Source organism: Streptomyces sp. NBC_00443, assembly GCF_036014175.1.
Classification (GTDB): domain Bacteria; phylum Actinomycetota; class Actinomycetes; order Streptomycetales; family Streptomycetaceae; genus Streptomyces.
The window spans coordinates 8534043-8550230 of sequence record NZ_CP107917.1; the positions used below are offsets into that span (position 1 = coordinate 8534043).

Annotated in this window: 15 protein-coding genes and 3 pseudogenes; 8 read left to right on the forward strand and 10 right to left on the reverse strand. The window is 71.7% G+C overall.

Annotation, left to right across the window (positions count from 1 at the left end; translation table 11 throughout):
- The first annotated feature begins 190 nt into the window (after positions 1-190).
- Positions 191-670, forward strand: a complete 480-nt coding sequence (locus OHO27_RS38905) for a potassium channel family protein (RefSeq protein WP_328429624.1) — start codon at positions 191-193, stop codon at positions 668-670.
- Positions 671-745: 75 nt separating this feature from the next.
- Here the strand turns inward: OHO27_RS38905 and OHO27_RS38910 are convergent.
- A pseudogene (locus OHO27_RS38910) lies at positions 746-1701 on the reverse strand (alpha/beta fold hydrolase).
- 154 nt (positions 1702-1855) lie between these two features.
- Complete coding sequence (locus OHO27_RS38915; protein ID WP_328429625.1) at positions 1856-2434, reverse strand: dihydrofolate reductase family protein; 579 nt, start codon at positions 2432-2434, stop codon at positions 1856-1858.
- Positions 2435-2701: 267 nt separating this feature from the next.
- Here OHO27_RS38915 and OHO27_RS38920 point away from each other — a divergent pair, with 267 nt between their 5' ends.
- Together OHO27_RS38920 and OHO27_RS38925 are read left to right on the forward strand one after the other, a co-directional pair.
- Positions 2702-3265, forward strand: a complete 564-nt coding sequence (locus tag OHO27_RS38920) for a snapalysin family zinc-dependent metalloprotease (RefSeq protein ID WP_328429626.1) — start codon at positions 2702-2704, stop codon at positions 3263-3265.
- Positions 3266-3462: 197 nt separating this feature from the next.
- Positions 3463-4536, forward strand: coding sequence for an NAD(+)/NADH kinase (locus tag OHO27_RS38925; RefSeq protein WP_328429627.1), 1074 nt, complete (start codon positions 3463-3465; stop codon positions 4534-4536).
- A 139-nt stretch (positions 4537-4675) separates the two neighbouring features.
- On the opposite strand, the gene OHO27_RS38930 is transcribed toward OHO27_RS38925, so the two are convergent.
- A complete protein-coding gene (locus OHO27_RS38930) occupies positions 4676-5185 on the reverse strand; it encodes a hypothetical protein (protein ID WP_328429628.1) in 510 nt (169 codons plus the stop codon).
- A gap of 326 nt (positions 5186-5511) precedes the next feature.
- Between OHO27_RS38930 and OHO27_RS38935 the strand changes: the two genes are divergently transcribed.
- Entirely contained in the window at positions 5512-6318 is an 807-nt protein-coding gene (locus OHO27_RS38935; RefSeq protein ID WP_328429629.1) for an aminoglycoside adenylyltransferase domain-containing protein, read from the forward strand.
- 39 nt (positions 6319-6357) lie between these two features.
- Here OHO27_RS38935 and OHO27_RS38940 read toward each other — a convergent pair whose 3' ends face one another.
- The gene (locus OHO27_RS38940) at positions 6358-6999 is read right to left on the reverse strand and encodes a response regulator transcription factor (protein WP_328429630.1); all 642 of its coding nucleotides are present in this window, start codon (positions 6997-6999) and stop codon (positions 6358-6360) included.
- Positions 6996-8197 (reverse strand): annotated as a pseudogene (locus OHO27_RS38945) (sensor histidine kinase). The gene OHO27_RS38940 and the pseudogene OHO27_RS38945 overlap by 4 nt, the downstream one beginning before the upstream one ends.
- 235 nt (positions 8198-8432) lie before the next feature.
- Here OHO27_RS38945 and OHO27_RS38950 point away from each other — a divergent pair.
- Positions 8433-9001 (forward strand): annotated as a pseudogene (locus tag OHO27_RS38950) (GlcG/HbpS family heme-binding protein).
- Between the two features lie 19 nt (positions 9002-9020).
- Here the strand turns inward: OHO27_RS38950 and OHO27_RS38955 are convergent.
- The gene (locus OHO27_RS38955) at positions 9021-9605 is read right to left on the reverse strand and encodes a TetR/AcrR family transcriptional regulator (protein ID WP_328430678.1); all 585 of its coding nucleotides are present in this window, start codon (positions 9603-9605) and stop codon (positions 9021-9023) included.
- 114 nt (positions 9606-9719) lie between these two features.
- Between OHO27_RS38955 and OHO27_RS38960 the strand changes: the two genes are divergently transcribed.
- The 3 genes from OHO27_RS38960 (at position 9720) to OHO27_RS38970 (ending at position 12620) form a co-directional block, all read left to right on the forward strand.
- Entirely contained in the window at positions 9720-10148 is a 429-nt protein-coding gene (locus OHO27_RS38960) for a nuclear transport factor 2 family protein (protein ID WP_328429631.1), read from the forward strand.
- Entirely contained in the window at positions 10145-11026 is an 882-nt protein-coding gene (locus tag OHO27_RS38965) for an NmrA family NAD(P)-binding protein (RefSeq protein ID WP_328429632.1), read from the forward strand. The genes OHO27_RS38960 and OHO27_RS38965 overlap by 4 nt, the downstream gene beginning before the upstream one ends.
- Positions 11027-11264: 238 nt before the next feature.
- Positions 11265-12620, forward strand: coding sequence for a hypothetical protein (locus OHO27_RS38970; protein ID WP_328429633.1), 1356 nt, complete (start codon positions 11265-11267; stop codon positions 12618-12620).
- An 18-nt stretch (positions 12621-12638) separates the two neighbouring features.
- Here the strand turns inward: OHO27_RS38970 and OHO27_RS38975 are convergent, their stop codons facing one another.
- From OHO27_RS38975 to OHO27_RS38990, 4 genes are read right to left on the reverse strand one after another with little or no spacing between them, the layout of a single operon-like run.
- Positions 12639-13655: a peptidogalycan biosysnthesis protein gene (locus OHO27_RS38975; protein WP_328429634.1), complete on the reverse strand. Its 1017-nt coding sequence runs from the start codon at positions 13653-13655 to the stop codon at positions 12639-12641.
- Entirely contained in the window at positions 13652-14182 is a 531-nt protein-coding gene (locus OHO27_RS38980) for a hypothetical protein (RefSeq protein WP_328429635.1), read from the reverse strand. Before OHO27_RS38980 ends, OHO27_RS38975 begins: the two co-directional genes overlap by 4 nt.
- Positions 14101-14931 carry an MFS transporter gene (locus OHO27_RS38985; protein ID WP_328429636.1) on the reverse strand — a complete coding sequence of 277 codons (831 nt, stop codon included), beginning with the start codon at positions 14929-14931 and terminating at the stop codon, positions 14101-14103. The genes OHO27_RS38980 and OHO27_RS38985 overlap by 82 nt, the downstream gene beginning before the upstream one ends.
- Positions 14928-16187 carry an ATP-grasp domain-containing protein gene (locus tag OHO27_RS38990; protein ID WP_328429637.1) on the reverse strand — a complete coding sequence of 420 codons (1260 nt, stop codon included), beginning with the start codon at positions 16185-16187 and terminating at the stop codon, positions 14928-14930. Before OHO27_RS38990 ends, OHO27_RS38985 begins: the two co-directional genes overlap by 4 nt.
- Position 16188 lies beyond the last annotated feature (1 nt).

Consider the following 16188-nt stretch of genomic DNA (forward strand, 5'->3'; position numbering starts at 1 on the left):
TCGCTCCCGCACGGTTCGAGGCGTTGCCGCGCACCTCCTGCCGCCATGGCCGGACGAGGGCGTTGAACCCCGCCGAAAGTCCGGCTGCGTTTGCCTGCCCACCGACCGGGGCCGCTGTTCGGGTCGGGGTTCCCGCCCGCGCGGCGCGTTCTCGCGGGACCACGTTGGCGGGTGGCGCAGGATGCCGGGTATGTTTCCCGGTTTCCTGGCTCGGGTGGTCGAGCTGCTGTCGGGCCGTCAGGGGCGTTCGCTGCATGTGAAGGCCGCCGGAGCCGCGACCATGGTCCTCGGGGTTGTGATCCTGGTGGGTTCGAGCCTGGTCGTGTCCGCCGAGCGGGGTGCGCCCGGGGCGCGACTGACCACGTATCCGCGGGCGTTGTGGTGGTCGGTGGAGACAGCGACGACGGTCGGGTACGGCGACTTCTATCCGGTGACGTTGTGGGGGCGGCTGATCGCGGTGGTGGTGATGGTCGTCGGGATCACGGCTTACGGGATGGTCACCGCGGCCCTGGCCACCTGGTTCGTGGGGCGGGACGAGGAACGTCGGCACCGCCGCTTGCACGAGGCCGAGCAAGCGGTGGAGCAGACGTACGCGGAGGTGACCCACGCGGTGCACGAGCGTTTCGACCGCCTCGAGCGAATGCTGGAGGGCGGCGGCAGGACGCCGTGACTGCGCTCACCACACGGTGATCGACGCGACGCGGGGAGAGGCGCCTGGCCGAAGCCCGTGGCGGCTCGGCAGGGCTCAGGAACAGCCCTTGAGGAACTCGATGAGCGCCGCGTTCACCTCGGCCGGGCGCTCCTGCTGGGTCCAGTGTCCGCAGCCCGCCAGCTTGAGGGGTTCGCGTCGCAGGTTGGGCATCCGGTCGGGGAGGCTTGCGATGAATTCGGGGGTGCCTGGGAATGCGGGGACGATGTCGCGGTCGCCGTAGATGTACAGAGCGGGCGGGGTGACGACGGCGCCGTGCCACGGCGCGGTCAGTTCCCAGTTGCGGTCGAGGTTGCGGTACCAGTTGAGGGCGCCGGTGAAGCCCTTGGAGAAGCTGTCGGTCAGCGCGTCGAGGTCGTCCTCGGTGAACCAGTCCGGCATGACCTCCGGGTCCGGCATGGCTGCGAGCCAGCCCCGGTCGGGGTCGACCAGCGGCTGCTTCATCTCGCCGGGAGCGTCGCCGGAAGCCGAGTAGAAGAACTTCCGCAACGCGGTGCGCGTGTCCTTGGCGAACTCGGCATCCGCTGCACCGGGACGGTTGAAGTAGTTCCAGTAGAAGCGTCCGCCGAACCTCTTGTCCATGGCGGCCAGCGGAGGCTCGACCCCCCGGGAAGGGGGCGGCACGCTGAGGCCGGCCACTCCGCGGACCAGGTCGGGCCGAAGGAGGGCGGTGTGCCAGGCGACCGGCGCGCCCCAGTCGTGCCCGACGACGAACGCCTGCTCCTCGCCGAGGGTCTGAATGAGGCCGACGACGTCGCCGACCAAGTGGAGGATGGTGTACGCGTCGACGGCGTCGGGGTGGTCGCTGCGGCCGTAGCCGCGCTGGTCGGGGGCGACCACGCGGAAGCCCGCTTCGGCCAGCGGGCCGAACTGGTGGCGCCAGGAGTGCCACGACTCGGGAAGCCGTGCAGGAGCACGACCAAGGGGCCTTCGCCCTCCTCGGCGATGTGGAGCTGGATCCCGTTCACGTCGATCATGCGATGCGCAACCATGTGCACGAGCGTACGTGCCGTGACCTGCGGGTGGCCGTCCCGGTCCCACAACCGCCGGCCGCAGTTGCCATTGCATCCTGGAGATCCATCTCGTGGACCGGGAGCGGGAGTTCGGCGGTTTCGGCGAAGAACTGCTCACTCTAGGTCGAAGGACTCAGACATGCAGGGTGGGCCGATAGATGAGCTCCTGGATGTTGCCGTCGAGCGTCCGGTTCTCGATCAACTCGAGGTCGAAGTCGGCCGCACCGTGGAAGATCGGGTCCAGCCCGGTCCGGCCGGTGATCACGGGGAAGAGCGTCACCTGGACGCGGTCGACCAGACCGGCGGCCATCAGCGCCCGGTTCATCGACAGGCTCCCGTGCGAGCGCAACGGTACGTCCGACTCCTCCTTGAGCCGGGCGACGATGTCGACGGCGTCGCCGCTCGCGACGGTCGCATCCGGCCAGTCGAGGGGCCCTTCCAGGGTGGTCGACACGACCGTTGCCGGCATGTTCCTCATCCGTGTGACCCATGGGTCACGCACCCCGGACTCCTCGGTGCTCGACGCCAGCATCTGCGCGAACAACCGATATGTGTGGGCCCCGAAGATCATCCGCTGCTCCTCGCCGTACAGGCCGAGGCGGTGGTCGAGGAGCTCGGGGCCTTGTTTGCCCCAGTAGCCGGTCCAGTCGCCGCCGGCGGCGCCGTAGCCGTCGAGGCTGGAAAAGACGTCGAAGGTGTAGGTAGCGGTCATGGTGCTCTCCTCGAGTGCGGTTGCTCGCCTGCTGGGAATACGGGCGCCTGCTGGAAACCCAGACGCCTGCTGGAGATACAGACTGACAACCACGACGAGACTCATCGCGTGACCGGCGACACGACACGGCGGTGACTGTCGTACGGCTGCTCGCGGCCGAGTTCCCTGACTTGTCGGCAGCACGAGCGATTCACGTTCACTCCCGCCGGGCAGTGAGGGAGTGGATGTCATGAGCACGACTACCCTTCCCCCGCAAGGAGGTCGATCATGCACGTACGTAGGCTGACCGGCGGTCTGGCCGCTGCCTGTGCGGTGTCCCTGTCGCTGATGGGCGGCAAGGCGGTGGCCGGTCCGCTCGACGCGGCGGACACACCCCTGGCCGCCCGTGTCCTCACCTACGACGCCGGCGGCTCCGCGGAGTTCAGGAGCGCCGTCGACCGGGGCGCGGCGATCTGGAACGAGAGTGTCGACGCCGTCGAGCTGCGGCCGGCCACCGCCGGGCAGCGCGCGAACATACGGGTCCTCGCGGACAACGGCTGGCCGCGCGCCCTGCCCACCACCCTGGGCAACGGAACCGTCTACATCGGGCGCCAGGCCGTCGACCAGGGCTACGACACGATCCGCATCTCCGCCCACGAACTCGGGCACATCCTGGGCCTGCCCGACCGCAAGCCCGGACCGTGCTCGAGCCTGATGTCCGGGTCCAGCGCCGGCACCGCATGCACGAACCCGTACCCGGACGCGGCGGAGAAGGCGGAGGTCGAGGGGAACTTCGGCGGCGTACTCGTCGGGCGGGCCCCGGCGGCGGATGCTGAGCTGATCGTGGACTGACGCGCGCCGCACCACGCATGAGGAAGACGGCCCGCCTGGTGCCCCGCTCGCACCGGGCGGGCTGACCGCGCGTGCGGGGCCGGGGCGATGAAGGGATCCTACGAATGGGGCGGCCTGCCGGCCGCGTCGGCCCCGGCTGTGGGCCACGCTCCGGAGCGTCGCCACGACCCGGTGACCGAGATGCCCTGGAGGCGGAGATGACGTTGAACCGGCTCGGCCTGGTCGTGCACGGCGGACGTCCGGAGGCCGTCGAGGCGGCTCGGGTGGTTCGTGCGTGGTGTGAGGAGCACGCCGTGCGGTGCACGGACATCGATGTGTGGGGTGAAGGCGGGCGCCGCGGTGCCCGTGCGGAGGTCGAGGCCGCGGGCAATCCCGACCTCGTCGTCACCCTGGGCGGAGACGGCACCTTCCTGCGCGGCGCCCGGCTCGCCGCGCAGAACGACGCCCTGGTCCTGGGCGTCGATCTCGGTCGGGTCGGCTTTCTGACGGAGGTGCCGGCCTCCGGGGTGCGTTCTGCGCTGGACGCGGTGCGCGAGGACCGGCTCAGGACGGACACGCGGATGCTGCTTGCCCTGCGCGCCTCCTGCCGCCTCAAGGTACCGGCGGGTTTGGAGGACTGGGTGCGGTACGGCCGCGGTCCGCTCCTGCCCCCGCCCCCGGTGCGCCCGGACTGCGAGGTCAACGACGAGTGGGGCATCCCCCTCGACGTGACCGCCCTCAACGACGTCGTGCTGGAGAAGCTGGCCAGGGACCGCCAGGTGTCGGTCGGTGTGTACGTCTCCGGCCGGCTCCTGGCCGCCTACTCCGCCGACGCGCTGCTGGTGGCCACCCCGACCGGTTCGACCGCCTACAGCTTCGCCGCCGGCGGACCCGTCGTCTCACCGCGGGCGGAGGCCCTCGTCTTCACACCGGTCGCCCCGCACATGGCGTTCGACCGGTCGATCGTCACGGCCCCCGACGAGCCGGTCGGACTGCGCGTCCTCGAGCGGTCGGGCCCGGCCGCCGTCAGCATCGACGGGCAGGTGCGGGGCGTCCTTGACCCGGGGGACTGGATCGGCGTGTACGCGGCGCCGCGTCGGCTGCGCGCCGTCCGGCTCGGTCCGATGGACTTCTACGGCCGACTGCGCGAGCGGATGAACCTGACCGACGCACCGGCCGCCGTCGCCGACGGGAGTCCGGCCCCTCTCTGGTCAGTGAGCACGCCCCCGCCGGGCGACCTCGCCCATCTGGCGCTGCTGGGGGTTCCGGACGGTCCGGCACCCATTCTGTGACAGCCGCGTCGACCGGGCCGTCCTCGTCACCGGCCCGCCCCGTCATCCGCGCCTGAGTCGTCCCCTTGGCCCGCCGAAATACTGACTGGCCCCGCGCAGGAAGGCACCTGCACGGGGCGTCGGCGGGTTGGTGCGGGCGTCAGGCGCAGAGCACGCGCGTCTCCGGCGTGAAGACCGGGCCGCCGCTGGCGTTCGTCGCGTCGCTGAACTCGGCGTAGTAGTACGAGTAGAAGCCGATGTTGCCGTTGCAGCCCGAGTCGGCGGCGACCTGGAGGGTCAGCGTGACAGTGCGGCTCTGTCCGGGCGGAATGGTGGCGCCGTAGTTCTGGCCCAGGTTGCTGGGCCCGGTGCCGGCGCAGGGCGCGCTGCCGGCGGCGGTGGCGAGGGTGCAGCCCGTGAAGCTGTACTTCAGGTCGGGGCGCTGCGTGGTGAGCCACGTCGGCTCGATCGTCTGGTAGACGAACAGGACGTCGTACGTCTTGTTGTTGGTCAGCGTCATCGAGAGTTGCACCGTGCCGCCCGGTGTCGTGGTGGCGGAGTCGGCAGTGAACGTCAGGGCGGCCGGGGCCGGGTCGGCGCTCGCGCTGGGGGCCAGACCGAACACGGCGAGCAGGAGACCGAGGACGGCGGAGAGACCCAGGCGTCTCATACGTGGTGATCGCATGGCCCGGGAGGCTAGGCATCCGGCCCACAGGTCGTCTGCCCCTCGAAGGGCGCTCCGGTCATCGACAGGCCGAATGTGTGCCTTGTGTAATGGGCATGCGGCGGCTGCGTGAAGCCCCTGCTGGGGGTGGATATGTGCACGGCAAGAGGCGGGACGGGTCGCCTGCGGGGTGCGGCGAAGTGCCTGTCGCCCCCGAGGTGCGTGATGCCGATATTGGCGTGATTCCGGATGTGCGGTGTGTCGTGACGTGTCGCCCGGTGTGGAGGTTCTCGGGCATTCGTCGATTTCCGGCCTCGGCGGACACTGACGGTATGACCCGGACTCTCGTGGACCCGTACTCCGTCCCGGACGAACTGCGTCCCTACCTCCAGGAGGTCGTCCACCACACGCACGCCTTGTGCGGATCTCACCTGGTGAGCGTCATCGCCGTCGGATCCGTCGCGCTCGGCGACTACCGGCACGGACGCAGCGACGTCGACGTGACGGTGGTCGTGGACAAGGCCGTCCCCGGTCCGGCCGTCCCCGAACTTGCCGCCGCACTCGCCCACCCGGCCCTGCCCTGCCCCGCGGCTGGGCTGGAGCTCGTGGTCTACGAGCGGGACTTCGCGGCCCGGCCTTCCCGCGAGGCGGGCTACCTGCTGGACATCAACACCGGACCCCTCCTGCCCGAACGGGCCGACTTCGACCCGTCGCAGGCGCCGGCGTTCTGGTACGTCATCGACCGTTCCGTCGCCCACCAGGCCGGGCGCGTGCTGTACGGCAGGCCGGCGCGGGAGGTGATCGCCGAGCCCGCACGCGCCGACGTGCTCACCGCGCTCCGTGCCTCGGTCCGTGAGCACAGCACCGGCGAAGGGCATCTCACGGACAACCGGGTCCTCAACGGCTGCCGCTCCGTGCAGTTCTGCCGTTCGGGCCGCTGGCAGGCGAAGCGCCGGGCGGCGGAGGCGGTCGCGGCAGCCGAGGAACGTTTCCGGCCGCTGTTGCAGGCCGCACTGCACAGCTACGAACGCCCCTCCCGCACTGCAGCGACCGCACTGCCCACCACCGAGGTACAGGCCTTCTTGGCCTGGGTGGGCGAACGCGTCGAGGAGTCGGCCGATGCGGACCGGAGGGGGTAGTGCCGAGGGCGGACCCGGCGCCGGCCCGGCGGGCCGGCCTCACGGCAGCAAACGCTGTTCCTTCGCGACCGCCACCGCGCCTGCCCGGGTGTCGACGCCGAGCTTGTCGTAGATGCGGCGCAGGTGGGTCTTGACGGTGGCCTCGCTGATGAACAGGGCGCGGGCGATGTCGCGGTTGCCGCTGCCGCGGGCGAGCTGGGTGAGGATGTCACGTTCGCGGTCGGTGAGGGTGGGGCGGGGCCGGCGGAGGTTGGCCATGACGCGGCCCGCGACCGGTGCGGACAGGGCGGGGCGGCCCTGGGCGGCGGCGTGGATCGCGGCGAAGAGTTCGTCGGGACGCTCGGCCTTGAGCAGATAGCCGGTGGCGCCCGCCTCGATGGCGCGGGTGATGTCGGCGTCGGTGTCGTAAGTGGTCAGGACCAGGACGTGGAGGGAGGCGCCGGGCGTCGAGGTCAGGCGGCGGGTGGTCTCCACGCCGTCGATCCCCTCGCCCAGTTGCAGATCCATCAGCACCACGTCCGGCACGAGTTTCGCGGCCAGTGCGAGCGCCTCCTCGCCGGTTCCGGCCTCCCCGGCGACCTCGATGTCCGGGGCGCTGTCGAGGAGCGCGAGCAGTCCGGCCCGTACGAGGGCGTGGTCGTCGCAGACCAGGATGCGTACGGCAGCCCGGTCGGGGGTCATCGGGGCGCCTCCAGGGGAACGGCCGCGGACAGGACGGTGCCCTCGCCGGGCGCGGAGTCGACGGTCAGGGTCCCGCCGAGCGCGCGCAGCCGGGCCCGCATGGCGGGCAGGCCGTGGCCGCGTCCGTCGGCGGGGAGTCGGACTGGGCGGCCGGGTCGAAGCCGTGGCCGTCGTCGGAGACGTCCAGGACCACCTCGTCGTCGAGGAGGGTCAGGGTGAGGTCGGCGCTGCCGGCCGAGGCGTGCTCGCGGACGTTGGCCAGGGCGCCCTGGGCGATGCGCAGCAGGGCGGACTGGACCCGGTCGGGCAGCTGAAGGAGGCGCTCGGCACCGTCGATGTGCACGCGTACGGTGAGGCCGGCCCCGGATTCCCGCCCGGCCAGGGTGCGCAGGGCCTGATCGAGGCCGCCTCCGGCGAGGTCGGCGGGCGCCAGGTCGTGCACGAAGCGCCGGGCCTCGGCGAGGTTGTGCGCGGCGACGGACGCGGCGGTGCGCACATGGGCGCGGGCCTTGTCCGGCTCGGTGTCCCACACCCGGTCCGCCGCCTGCAACAGCATCTGCTGGCTGGACAGACCCTGGGCGAGCGTGTCGTGGATCTCCATGGAGAGCCGCTGGCGCTCGGCGAGAGTGCCCTCGCGGCGTTCGGAGGCGGCGAGTTCGTGGCGGGTGCGGATCAGGTCGTCGATGAGGACGCGCTGGCGTGCGGTGTGCCGTTCCATCTGGAGGAAGACTGCGGTCGCGAGGGCTGCGACGGCGGGCGGCGCGAGGACCAGGTTCGGGTCGAAGCGGCCCGACAGCTGCACCTGCGCGGCGACGACGAACACCGTCAGGACCGCGACGAGAACCAGCGCCGCGCGAGCCGGAAGCGTGCGCAGACCGGTGTAGAAGAGCGGCACCGCACACCAGGCGAAGCTGGGCGCCAGCACGACCAGGACCATCCACACCACGACGACCAGCGCCAGCCACGCCGAGTGCCGCCGCGTGGGCCTGGGGCGCGTGTCGCCGGTCCTCGGCCCCAGCAGATGCAGGAAGGCGAGCACGACGCACAGCGCGATGATCCAGGGCGTACGCGGTTCGCCGGGATGACGCAGCACGAACCGGGCCAGCGCTCCGCCGAGCAGCAGGAAGAACGCCGCGTGCATCACGACGCCGAGCCACCGGGTGTCCACGGTGCTCGGTTCGTACGACCGGTTCGGCATCCGGGGGCCGCCTCCTTTCCTGCTCGCGCCCGCTGAACTGGGCAAACACCTCCATTGTGACCCGGTGCCGGGGCCCGGCAGGTCAACCGATCGGATGACCCCGGTGTCGCCCGTCGCGCTGCCCCGGGGGAGCTGGAACGTCGACGGTCCGGGCCCTGTTTCGGGCCGAGGGTGGAGAGCGGACGAAGCGGGGCGGCAACCGGGCCGCCCGCCCACCGAAGGAGTGGACCGACCCATGAACCCCGTGCACAAGAAGTTCTCCCGCCGCGCTCGCGTCGCCACCGGCGGTGCCGTCCTCGCCGTCGTCGCCCTGGCGGGCTTCGGTGCCGTGTCCGCCAACGCCTCGGCGCCTGCCGCGACCCCCGCGACGGCCACCTCGGCCAACGCGCCTGCCAGGGCCACCACCACCTCCACCCACCTGACGATCGACGCCGCCACCAAGGCGGCGCAGGCCGCGCTCGACGCCGCCGAGAAGGAGAACCAGCGCGTCACGGTCGCCGTCGTCGACCGCAACGGCAACACCATCTCACCCTGCGCGGCGACGGGGCCGGCCCGCAGTCCTACGAGTCCGCCGAGCGCAAGGCGTACACCGCGGTCTCCTGGAACGCCCCCACCTCCCACCTCGCCGAGCGCCTGGAGCAGGCCCCGAACCTGAAGGACATCCCCGGCACCCTGTTCCTCGCGGGCGGCGTCCCCGTCACCGCGGGCAACGCGCCGATCGCCGGTATCGGCGTCGCGGGCGCTCCGTCCGGCGCGCTGGACGAGAAGTTCGCGCAGGCGGGGGCCAACTCGGTGGGCCGCTGACATCCGGACCGCTTCACGTTCACGTGCCGCTGTCGAGCACTCCGGCAGTGAACTTCGCCAGCTGTTCGCGCAGTTCCTCGCTTGGCACCGCCTTGCTCCCGGCCAGGTATTCGACGAGGTCGGCCCGGGTGGCGGCGAGCAGCGCGTGGGCGGTGAAGTCGCTGCCGGACAGGCCCGGGACGCGGTCCAGGAGGTCGCGGAGCAGAGCATGCCAGCGCTCGTAGTGGTCCGTGCCGTAGGGGCTGTCCGAGCCGGATGTCTCCAAGGCCAGTGCGAGATGCCGGTTGTCGAGCTTGAAGCACAGGACGGCGTCGAGCAGGGCCGGTACGCGCTGGAGCGGCGGTGTGGACGGGCCCAGCGGCGGAGGACCCTCTTCCACGGCGACCCTCAGGGGTTCGAGCCGCGCGGTCACCAGCGCGTGGATCAGGCCTGTGCGGTCGCCGAAGGCGCGGAAGAGGGTCCCCTTGCCGACGCCGGCCGCTGCCGCGATGTCGGCCATGGTGACCTCGTCGGGGCTCCGGCATTCGGCGAACAGGGTGTCGGCGGCCGCGAAGGCGGCTGCCCGGTTGCGGGCCGCGTCCTTGCGGGGCTTGCGTTCGGCCATGGGGGTCGGCATGGGGCTCCTCCGTTGCTCCTCCGCTTGCAAAGCGGACCGGCGGTCCGTATCGTTCCCGGAAGAAGCGGACCGCTGGTCCGTATCGTACGGGAGGACACGCCCATGCCCGCAACCCCCTCACCGGCAGATCTGTACCGCCACAGCCTGCGGCTGCTGCTGGACAAGGACATCCCCGCCTGGGTCGGCCTGTGGGCCGACGACGGCTTCATGGAGTTCCCCTTCGCGCCCCAGGGCTGGCCCGAGCGGCTGGAGGGCCGGGAGGCCATCGCCGCCTACATGCGCGACTACCCGGACCACATCGACCTGCACGACATACCTGACCTGCGAATTCACGAGACGACCGACGCCGGGACCATCGTGGTCGAGATGCGCGGGGTGGGCCGTTTGGTCGAGACCGGAAGTCCCTTCGACATGACCTACATCGCCGTCGTGACCGTCCAGGACGGGCACTTCACCTCCTACCGCGACTACTGGAACCCCCTCTCGGTCCAGGCACCCGGCGTCGACTTCACCGGGAGCAGCGCCCGATGACCGCCACCCGCACCACCCTGCTCATCGGCGCCACCGGCACCACGGGCAGCCGTACCGCCGCACAGCTGATCGCCGCCGGCCACCGCGTCAAGGCCGCGAGCCGTCGAGCCACCTCGCTGCCGGGCACGGAAGCGGTCCGCTTCGACTGGTACGACCCCGCCACCTTCGGCGACGCCCTCACGGGGGCCGACAGCGTCTACCTCGTGCCGCCGGTCGGCGATCCGGACCCGGCCGCGGTCATGCTGCCCTTCCTCCTTCAGGCCCGCGCCTCCGGTGTGGGGCGTGCCGTACTGCTGAGCTCCTCGGCCATCCCCGAAGGCGGCCCGGCGGTGGGCGAGGTGCACCAGGCCCTGCCCGGCCTGTTCGACGAGTGGGCAGTGCTGCGGCCCTCGTGGTTCATGCAGAACTTCACCGGCACGCACGCCCACGCCGACAGCATCCGCGAGCACGGCGTCATCCGCACCGCCGCCGGGAGCGGCCGGGTCGGCTTCGTCGACGCCGACGACATCGCCGCCGTCGCCGTACGTGCCCTGACCGACGACCGCGCCCCCGACACGGACCTGATCCTGACCGGGCCGGAGGCACTCAGCCACGACGACATCGCCGCGATCGTCACCCAGGTAACCGGCCGCCCCGTCACCCACGACCGCCTGACCTACGACGACATGCGTGACCGCCTTGCCGCGGTGATCCCGCTGGAGTTCGCCACGATGCTGGCCGAGATGGACCGCGCCATCGCCGGGGGAGCGGAGGACCGGACCACCGACACCGTCCTGTGCCTGACCGGCCGCCTGCCGAACGGCTTCCGGGCGGTTGCGGAACGGGAGCCGGTACCGACGCCACCTCGGACGGTGCCGGTGGCAGGGCCGGCCCGGTAGGGAGCGTCGCTTCAGCCGCGGGGACGAAGCCGATGACCTGCCTGTCGGTCTCGACGTTGGGCGCCGCTGATGCTGCCGACGCGGAGGGCGGGAGGGTCAGGCCCCCGAACCGCCCGTCACGCCGGTACGACCACCGGCCCCGCGGGTAAGGATGACCCTCATGGCGAGCATCGTCGTACTGGGGGCCGCGCTCGGCGGCCTGCAGACCGCTCTGCTGTTGGCCGCGGACGGCCATTAGGTGACCGTGCTGGAACGCGACCCGCATCCCCCGCCGCCGGATCCGGACGTGGCCTGGGCGCAGTGGGATCGCCCCGGTGTCCCGCAGTTGCGCCTCACCCACCTCCCGCTCGCCCGTTGGCTCCAACTGGCCGAGGCGCACCTGCCGGACCTGGTCCGGCAGATGACGGCGGCCGGGGCCGTCCGCATGAACGCGCTGGCACCCGAACCGGGCCTGGGCGGTGGCCTGTTGGCCGCCGACGCGCGCTTCGACACGCTGGCCGCCCGGCGGTGTCTGCTCAAGTACGTCGCCACGCGCGCGGCCGAGGCCGCCGGTGTCCGCATCGAGCGGGGCGTCGCGTGCCGGGGCCTGCGGAGCGGGCCGGGTGGCGGACACGGCGTCGGCCGTTCCGCGTCCCACCCCCGCGTACCGCATGTCACCGGGGTGGAGACCAGCACGGGGCCACGGGCCGCCGATCTCGTCGTGGACTGCACGGGGCGCCGTTCGCCGCTGCCCTCCTGGCTGCGCGACGTCGGCGTACCGGGTCCGGTCGAGAAAGTGGGGCGGCGCGGATTCACGTATTACTGCCGCTACTTCCGGTCGGCCGACGGCGCCCTGCCCGCGAGTACGTTCCCCCTGATCGCGGAGCACGGTTCCCTCGGCCTGCTCCGCATCCCGGCCGACCACGGCACCTATTCGCTCGGCCTCATCAGCCGCAGCGACGACCACGAACTGCGTCGGCTGCTGCGCCACGAAGGTGCCTGGCCGGCCGCCGTCCGGCTGTTCCCCGGCGCGGACGCCTGGCTGGCGGGCGGGTCCCTCACCGACGGGGTCCGGATCATGGCCGGACTCACGGACCGCAAGCGGACCCTGTACGACGCCGAAGTCCCCCTGGTCACCGGGCTGGTGGCCGTCGGCGACGCGTGGGCGGTCACCGTGCCGAGCATCGGCCGAGGACTGACGATGAGTCTGCAGCACAGTCTGATGCTGCGTGACGTCCTCCGGCAGAACGGCACCGGTGACCCGGTCGGCCTCGTCACCGCCTTCGGCCGAGCGACGCGCGAGGGTCTGGAACCGGTGTACCGGCAGAGCACCTCCTACACCCGTCACCGCCTGGCCGAGATGGACGCACACGCGGCCGGCCACCGCTACCGGCACCCCGACTGGGACCGGGCGAGGGCACTGACACTGCTCGCCGGCCACGACCCCGAGGCGCTGCGGGCGGAGCGGGCCTGCGCCCATCTCCTGCCCGGTGCGGGGGCGGAGATGAGCGCTCCGGCCCTGGTGGAGGCGGTGACGCGGACCATGGCGGAGGCCGAGCAGCGTATGCCGCCGGGCCCCTCGCGGTCGGAGGTCCTCGACGCCATCAGCTTCTAGCTCCCAGGGGCCCAACCCTCACGCACACCCCTCCCCACGCGTGTCATCGAGCGCGTACAACCCACTGACCCGCGCACCACGCAGCCGCTTCGCCTCGATCGCCTTCATCCCCGCGTGCAAGGCGGTCGTACCACGGCGGTACGCGTCCTCGATCGGCTCGTAGTACGTGAGGGCGAAGTACGCGAACGGAGCCGGGCGTTCGTGGTCGATGCCGACGGCGCGCAGCCAAGTGGTGCTGCCCTGGTGGTAGTAGAGGCAGAAACCGGTCATGCGGGCACCGTCGTAGGCGGCCACGACTCGGGCGCTTTGGCCCATGGCATCGGCCTGCCGTTTCAGCAGGCCCGTCATCGCGTCGGTGTCGTCGCCGTGGCCGTGGGATCGCTGCAGCGCCGCCAGGAGACGCCCGGCGTCCTCGTAACAGTCCATCAGGGACAGGCGACGTACGTCGAGCCCCGCCGCATTGAACGCGGCGCGTTCGTGACGTATCGCCACGCGGCGCTTGGACGGCAGGGCCGCAAGATAGTCGTCGAACCCGGCACCGGGCAGCGGAATCGTCGCATCGTCCTCCATGCGGTGCGGGGGCATGCCGTACAGCGCCGCGAGCCCTCGCGTGGCGGACTCGGTCAGATAGGGCCACCAGTGCGAGGTCCCGTGCCGACCGGCCTGGTCGCGTGCCGCGTCGCGGAGCAGGGACAGGCACCGGACCTCGACGTCGTCGGGAAGGCCCGGGTCGGTCAACGGCGTGTTGTGGTAGCCGCGTCGGGCGCCCGCGATCACGCGAGGCCTCTCCGCGCCGGGTGGCAGATGCGTGGGCTCGTAGTAGGTGTTGGGCTCGCTGTGCACGAGGTAGAGGGGCGCGGCCGCGACGAGGGTGCCGTCGTCGTCGCGGATCAGCGCGTACGAGGCGGTCGCCGTGGGGTCGGTCTCCTCGCCGGCCAGCCAGCGGTGTGACAGGTACACACCTGCATGCTCTGCGAGCCGGTCCCAGTCCGCCTCCGGCACGTCCCGGACGCTGCTGACGATCTCGGTCTTCATGTCCGTTTCCTTCCGCCCTGCGCGGCAGGGGACTTGAGGGCCGGGACCACGGCAAGGGCTACGAGACACGCCACGCCCTGCACGGTCCAGGGCAGCAGGGCATGGGCGTCGAGAAGGCCGGTGAACAGGGCGGGGGCGGCGATGCTGCCCGCGGACCAGGAGAGTTGGTACAAGCTCTGCCTGCTGCCCCGGGCGGCACCTGGGGTGAGCGTGACGGACAGTTCGCTGACGGCCGGCGAGTAGAAGATCTCGGCGAGGCTGAACAGCACGATCGCCGTGACCAGGGCCGGCCACGCGGGCAGACCGGCGTCGGGCAGCGCGGGCGCGGCGAACGCCGGCATGGCGCACACCAGCAGGACGTGGCCCAGGGCCATGGTGTGCCGGGGCTGCCCGGGAGCGACGTGTGCCGTCAGCGGGCTGGTGAGGGTGGACACCATCGCGGTGTTCACCACGAGCAGGATGCTCGCGGACCAGGCGGGCAGGCCGAGCGTCTCGGTGGCGTACACCGCGATGAGCACCGACAGCATGGCCTGGGACAGGACGAAGGGGATGTTGCAGGCCACCAGGAGCAGGTAGCGGCGCATGTCGCCGGTGTCGGACCTGGCGCGTGCCGACCGGTCCTCGCTCGGCGGCTCTTCGGGGCGCTCTGCGGCGGCGGACTCGTCGGAACACGGGCGAAGCAGAACGCCGCCAGCAGATACAGCGGCGCGGCCGTGACGACGAGCCACGTAAGGGCGTTCGTGCCGAACAGGGCGAGCGTGCCCGCCGCCAGCAGCGCCCCGGCACCGATGCCGATGTTGCGCAGGCTGCCGGTGAAGGCGAACCAGCCGCGCGTCTCCGCGGCCGGTGCGGCGTGCAGGATCAGCGTGCGCTGCGCCGTGTAGTAGGAGTTGATGCCGGATTGCACCAGGAGGTAGGCGCCGGCGACCTGCCAGGGCCGCTCGGCGAGGAGGAAGCAGAGGAAACCGGCCGCGCTGACGGCATTGGCGATGACGGTGAGCCGTCTGGGCCCGCTCCGGTCCATGAACCGGCCGGCGGCGAAGACCACGGGCAGGGCAGCCAACTGGCCCACGGTGACCGCGGCCCCGACCGCGGCGAGGGGCAGATCGCGCACGGTCGTGAAGTACAGCAGGCCCAGCGGCAGGAGCATGCCGTTGCCGAGGGAGTCGATGAGGTTGCCGGTGATGAACCGGCCGTGTCCGCGTGTGGCGGGGATGCCGAGCACGCGACGCAGCCGGGACACCCGGGGCGCTCGGGGCGTGGTGGTGCCGGTCATGGGGTGAGCAGGGCTCGGACCTTGCCCAGGATCTCCGGCCGGGGCCAGCCCACTGTCCGGTGCAACTCCTCCAGTTGCTTGACGGTCTGTTCCTCGTCGCCTTCGGCGAGAGTGAAGACGACGATGTCGCCGTGACTGGTGTCGTCGATCACCAACTCGTGTGCCGTCACCAGATTCAGACGGGCGGTCAGCTCGGACCGCGCCGACTCCGGCAGGCGCTCGGGGGAGAGGAACTCGATGGCCCATCCCGTACGTCGCACAGGAGCCGGGCTGTAGTCGCCGCGGGCCATGGCCGCCAGGGCGTCGAACGTGTTCGTCGCGGAGGCCGCGCAGGACAGCGTGGTGGCACCGCCGATACGGGGGTTGATCTCCAGGACCACGTACCGCGAACCGGTGTAGATCATGTCGACGTTGACGGAGCCGTGGACGCCGAGGTCCTCGCACAGGGCGACCAGCTTGGCCGCGACGGGTTCGAAATCGGCGTCGGCCTGCGGTCTGGGGCCGCACCAGCGCAGGTCGGCGAAGGTGAACACGGGCTCGGTGCCCGCCGTGCCGGTCCAGCACACGGGCAGCACACGGTACTTGCCGGGCTCGCCCACCACATCCACCGAGCACAGCGCTCCCGCCACGCACTCCTCGATCACCGCGGACACCTCGGGCGGATCGGCGAGGTACGCATCCAGAGCGGCGGCGTCGGGCAGGGCCCTGATGCCCATGCTGGTGGAGTCCCACAACGGCTTGGACAGGAGGGGATAGCCGATACCGGCGGCCGATGCGCGCAGGGCTTCCGTGTAGGCGGGGAACGCGACGCCGCGCCCGGCGAGCAGGTCGGAGTCGACCTTGACGCCGCGCGGGGTGTCCAGGCCCGCCCGGGCGAGGAGTTGCTTGGTCTCCCACTTGTCGCACAGGGCCAGGGTCGACGGAAGCGGGGTCATGACCGTGGGGATGCCCCGGACGTCCAGGAGTTCCTTGACGGTGGCGTCCCGCAGCGCGTTCTCGCACGGCAGGGAGACGGATACGGCGGCGTCCGCGCCCCACTCGGCGACCTCGCGGGCGAGTTCGGCGGGTGTGACGGCGGGATCGAGGCGGCGGCGCAGGCCGGGGAAGTCCCCTTCGTCCGCCGTGCCGTGCGTGTGGAACAGGCAGCTCTCGATGCCCTGTCGGGCCAGGTCGCGGACGGTTCGCTGGATGTACGGGTCGGCGCGGCGGATCTCCACGGATCGCAGAAACGCGATCTTCCGGACGGGATTGCGCACG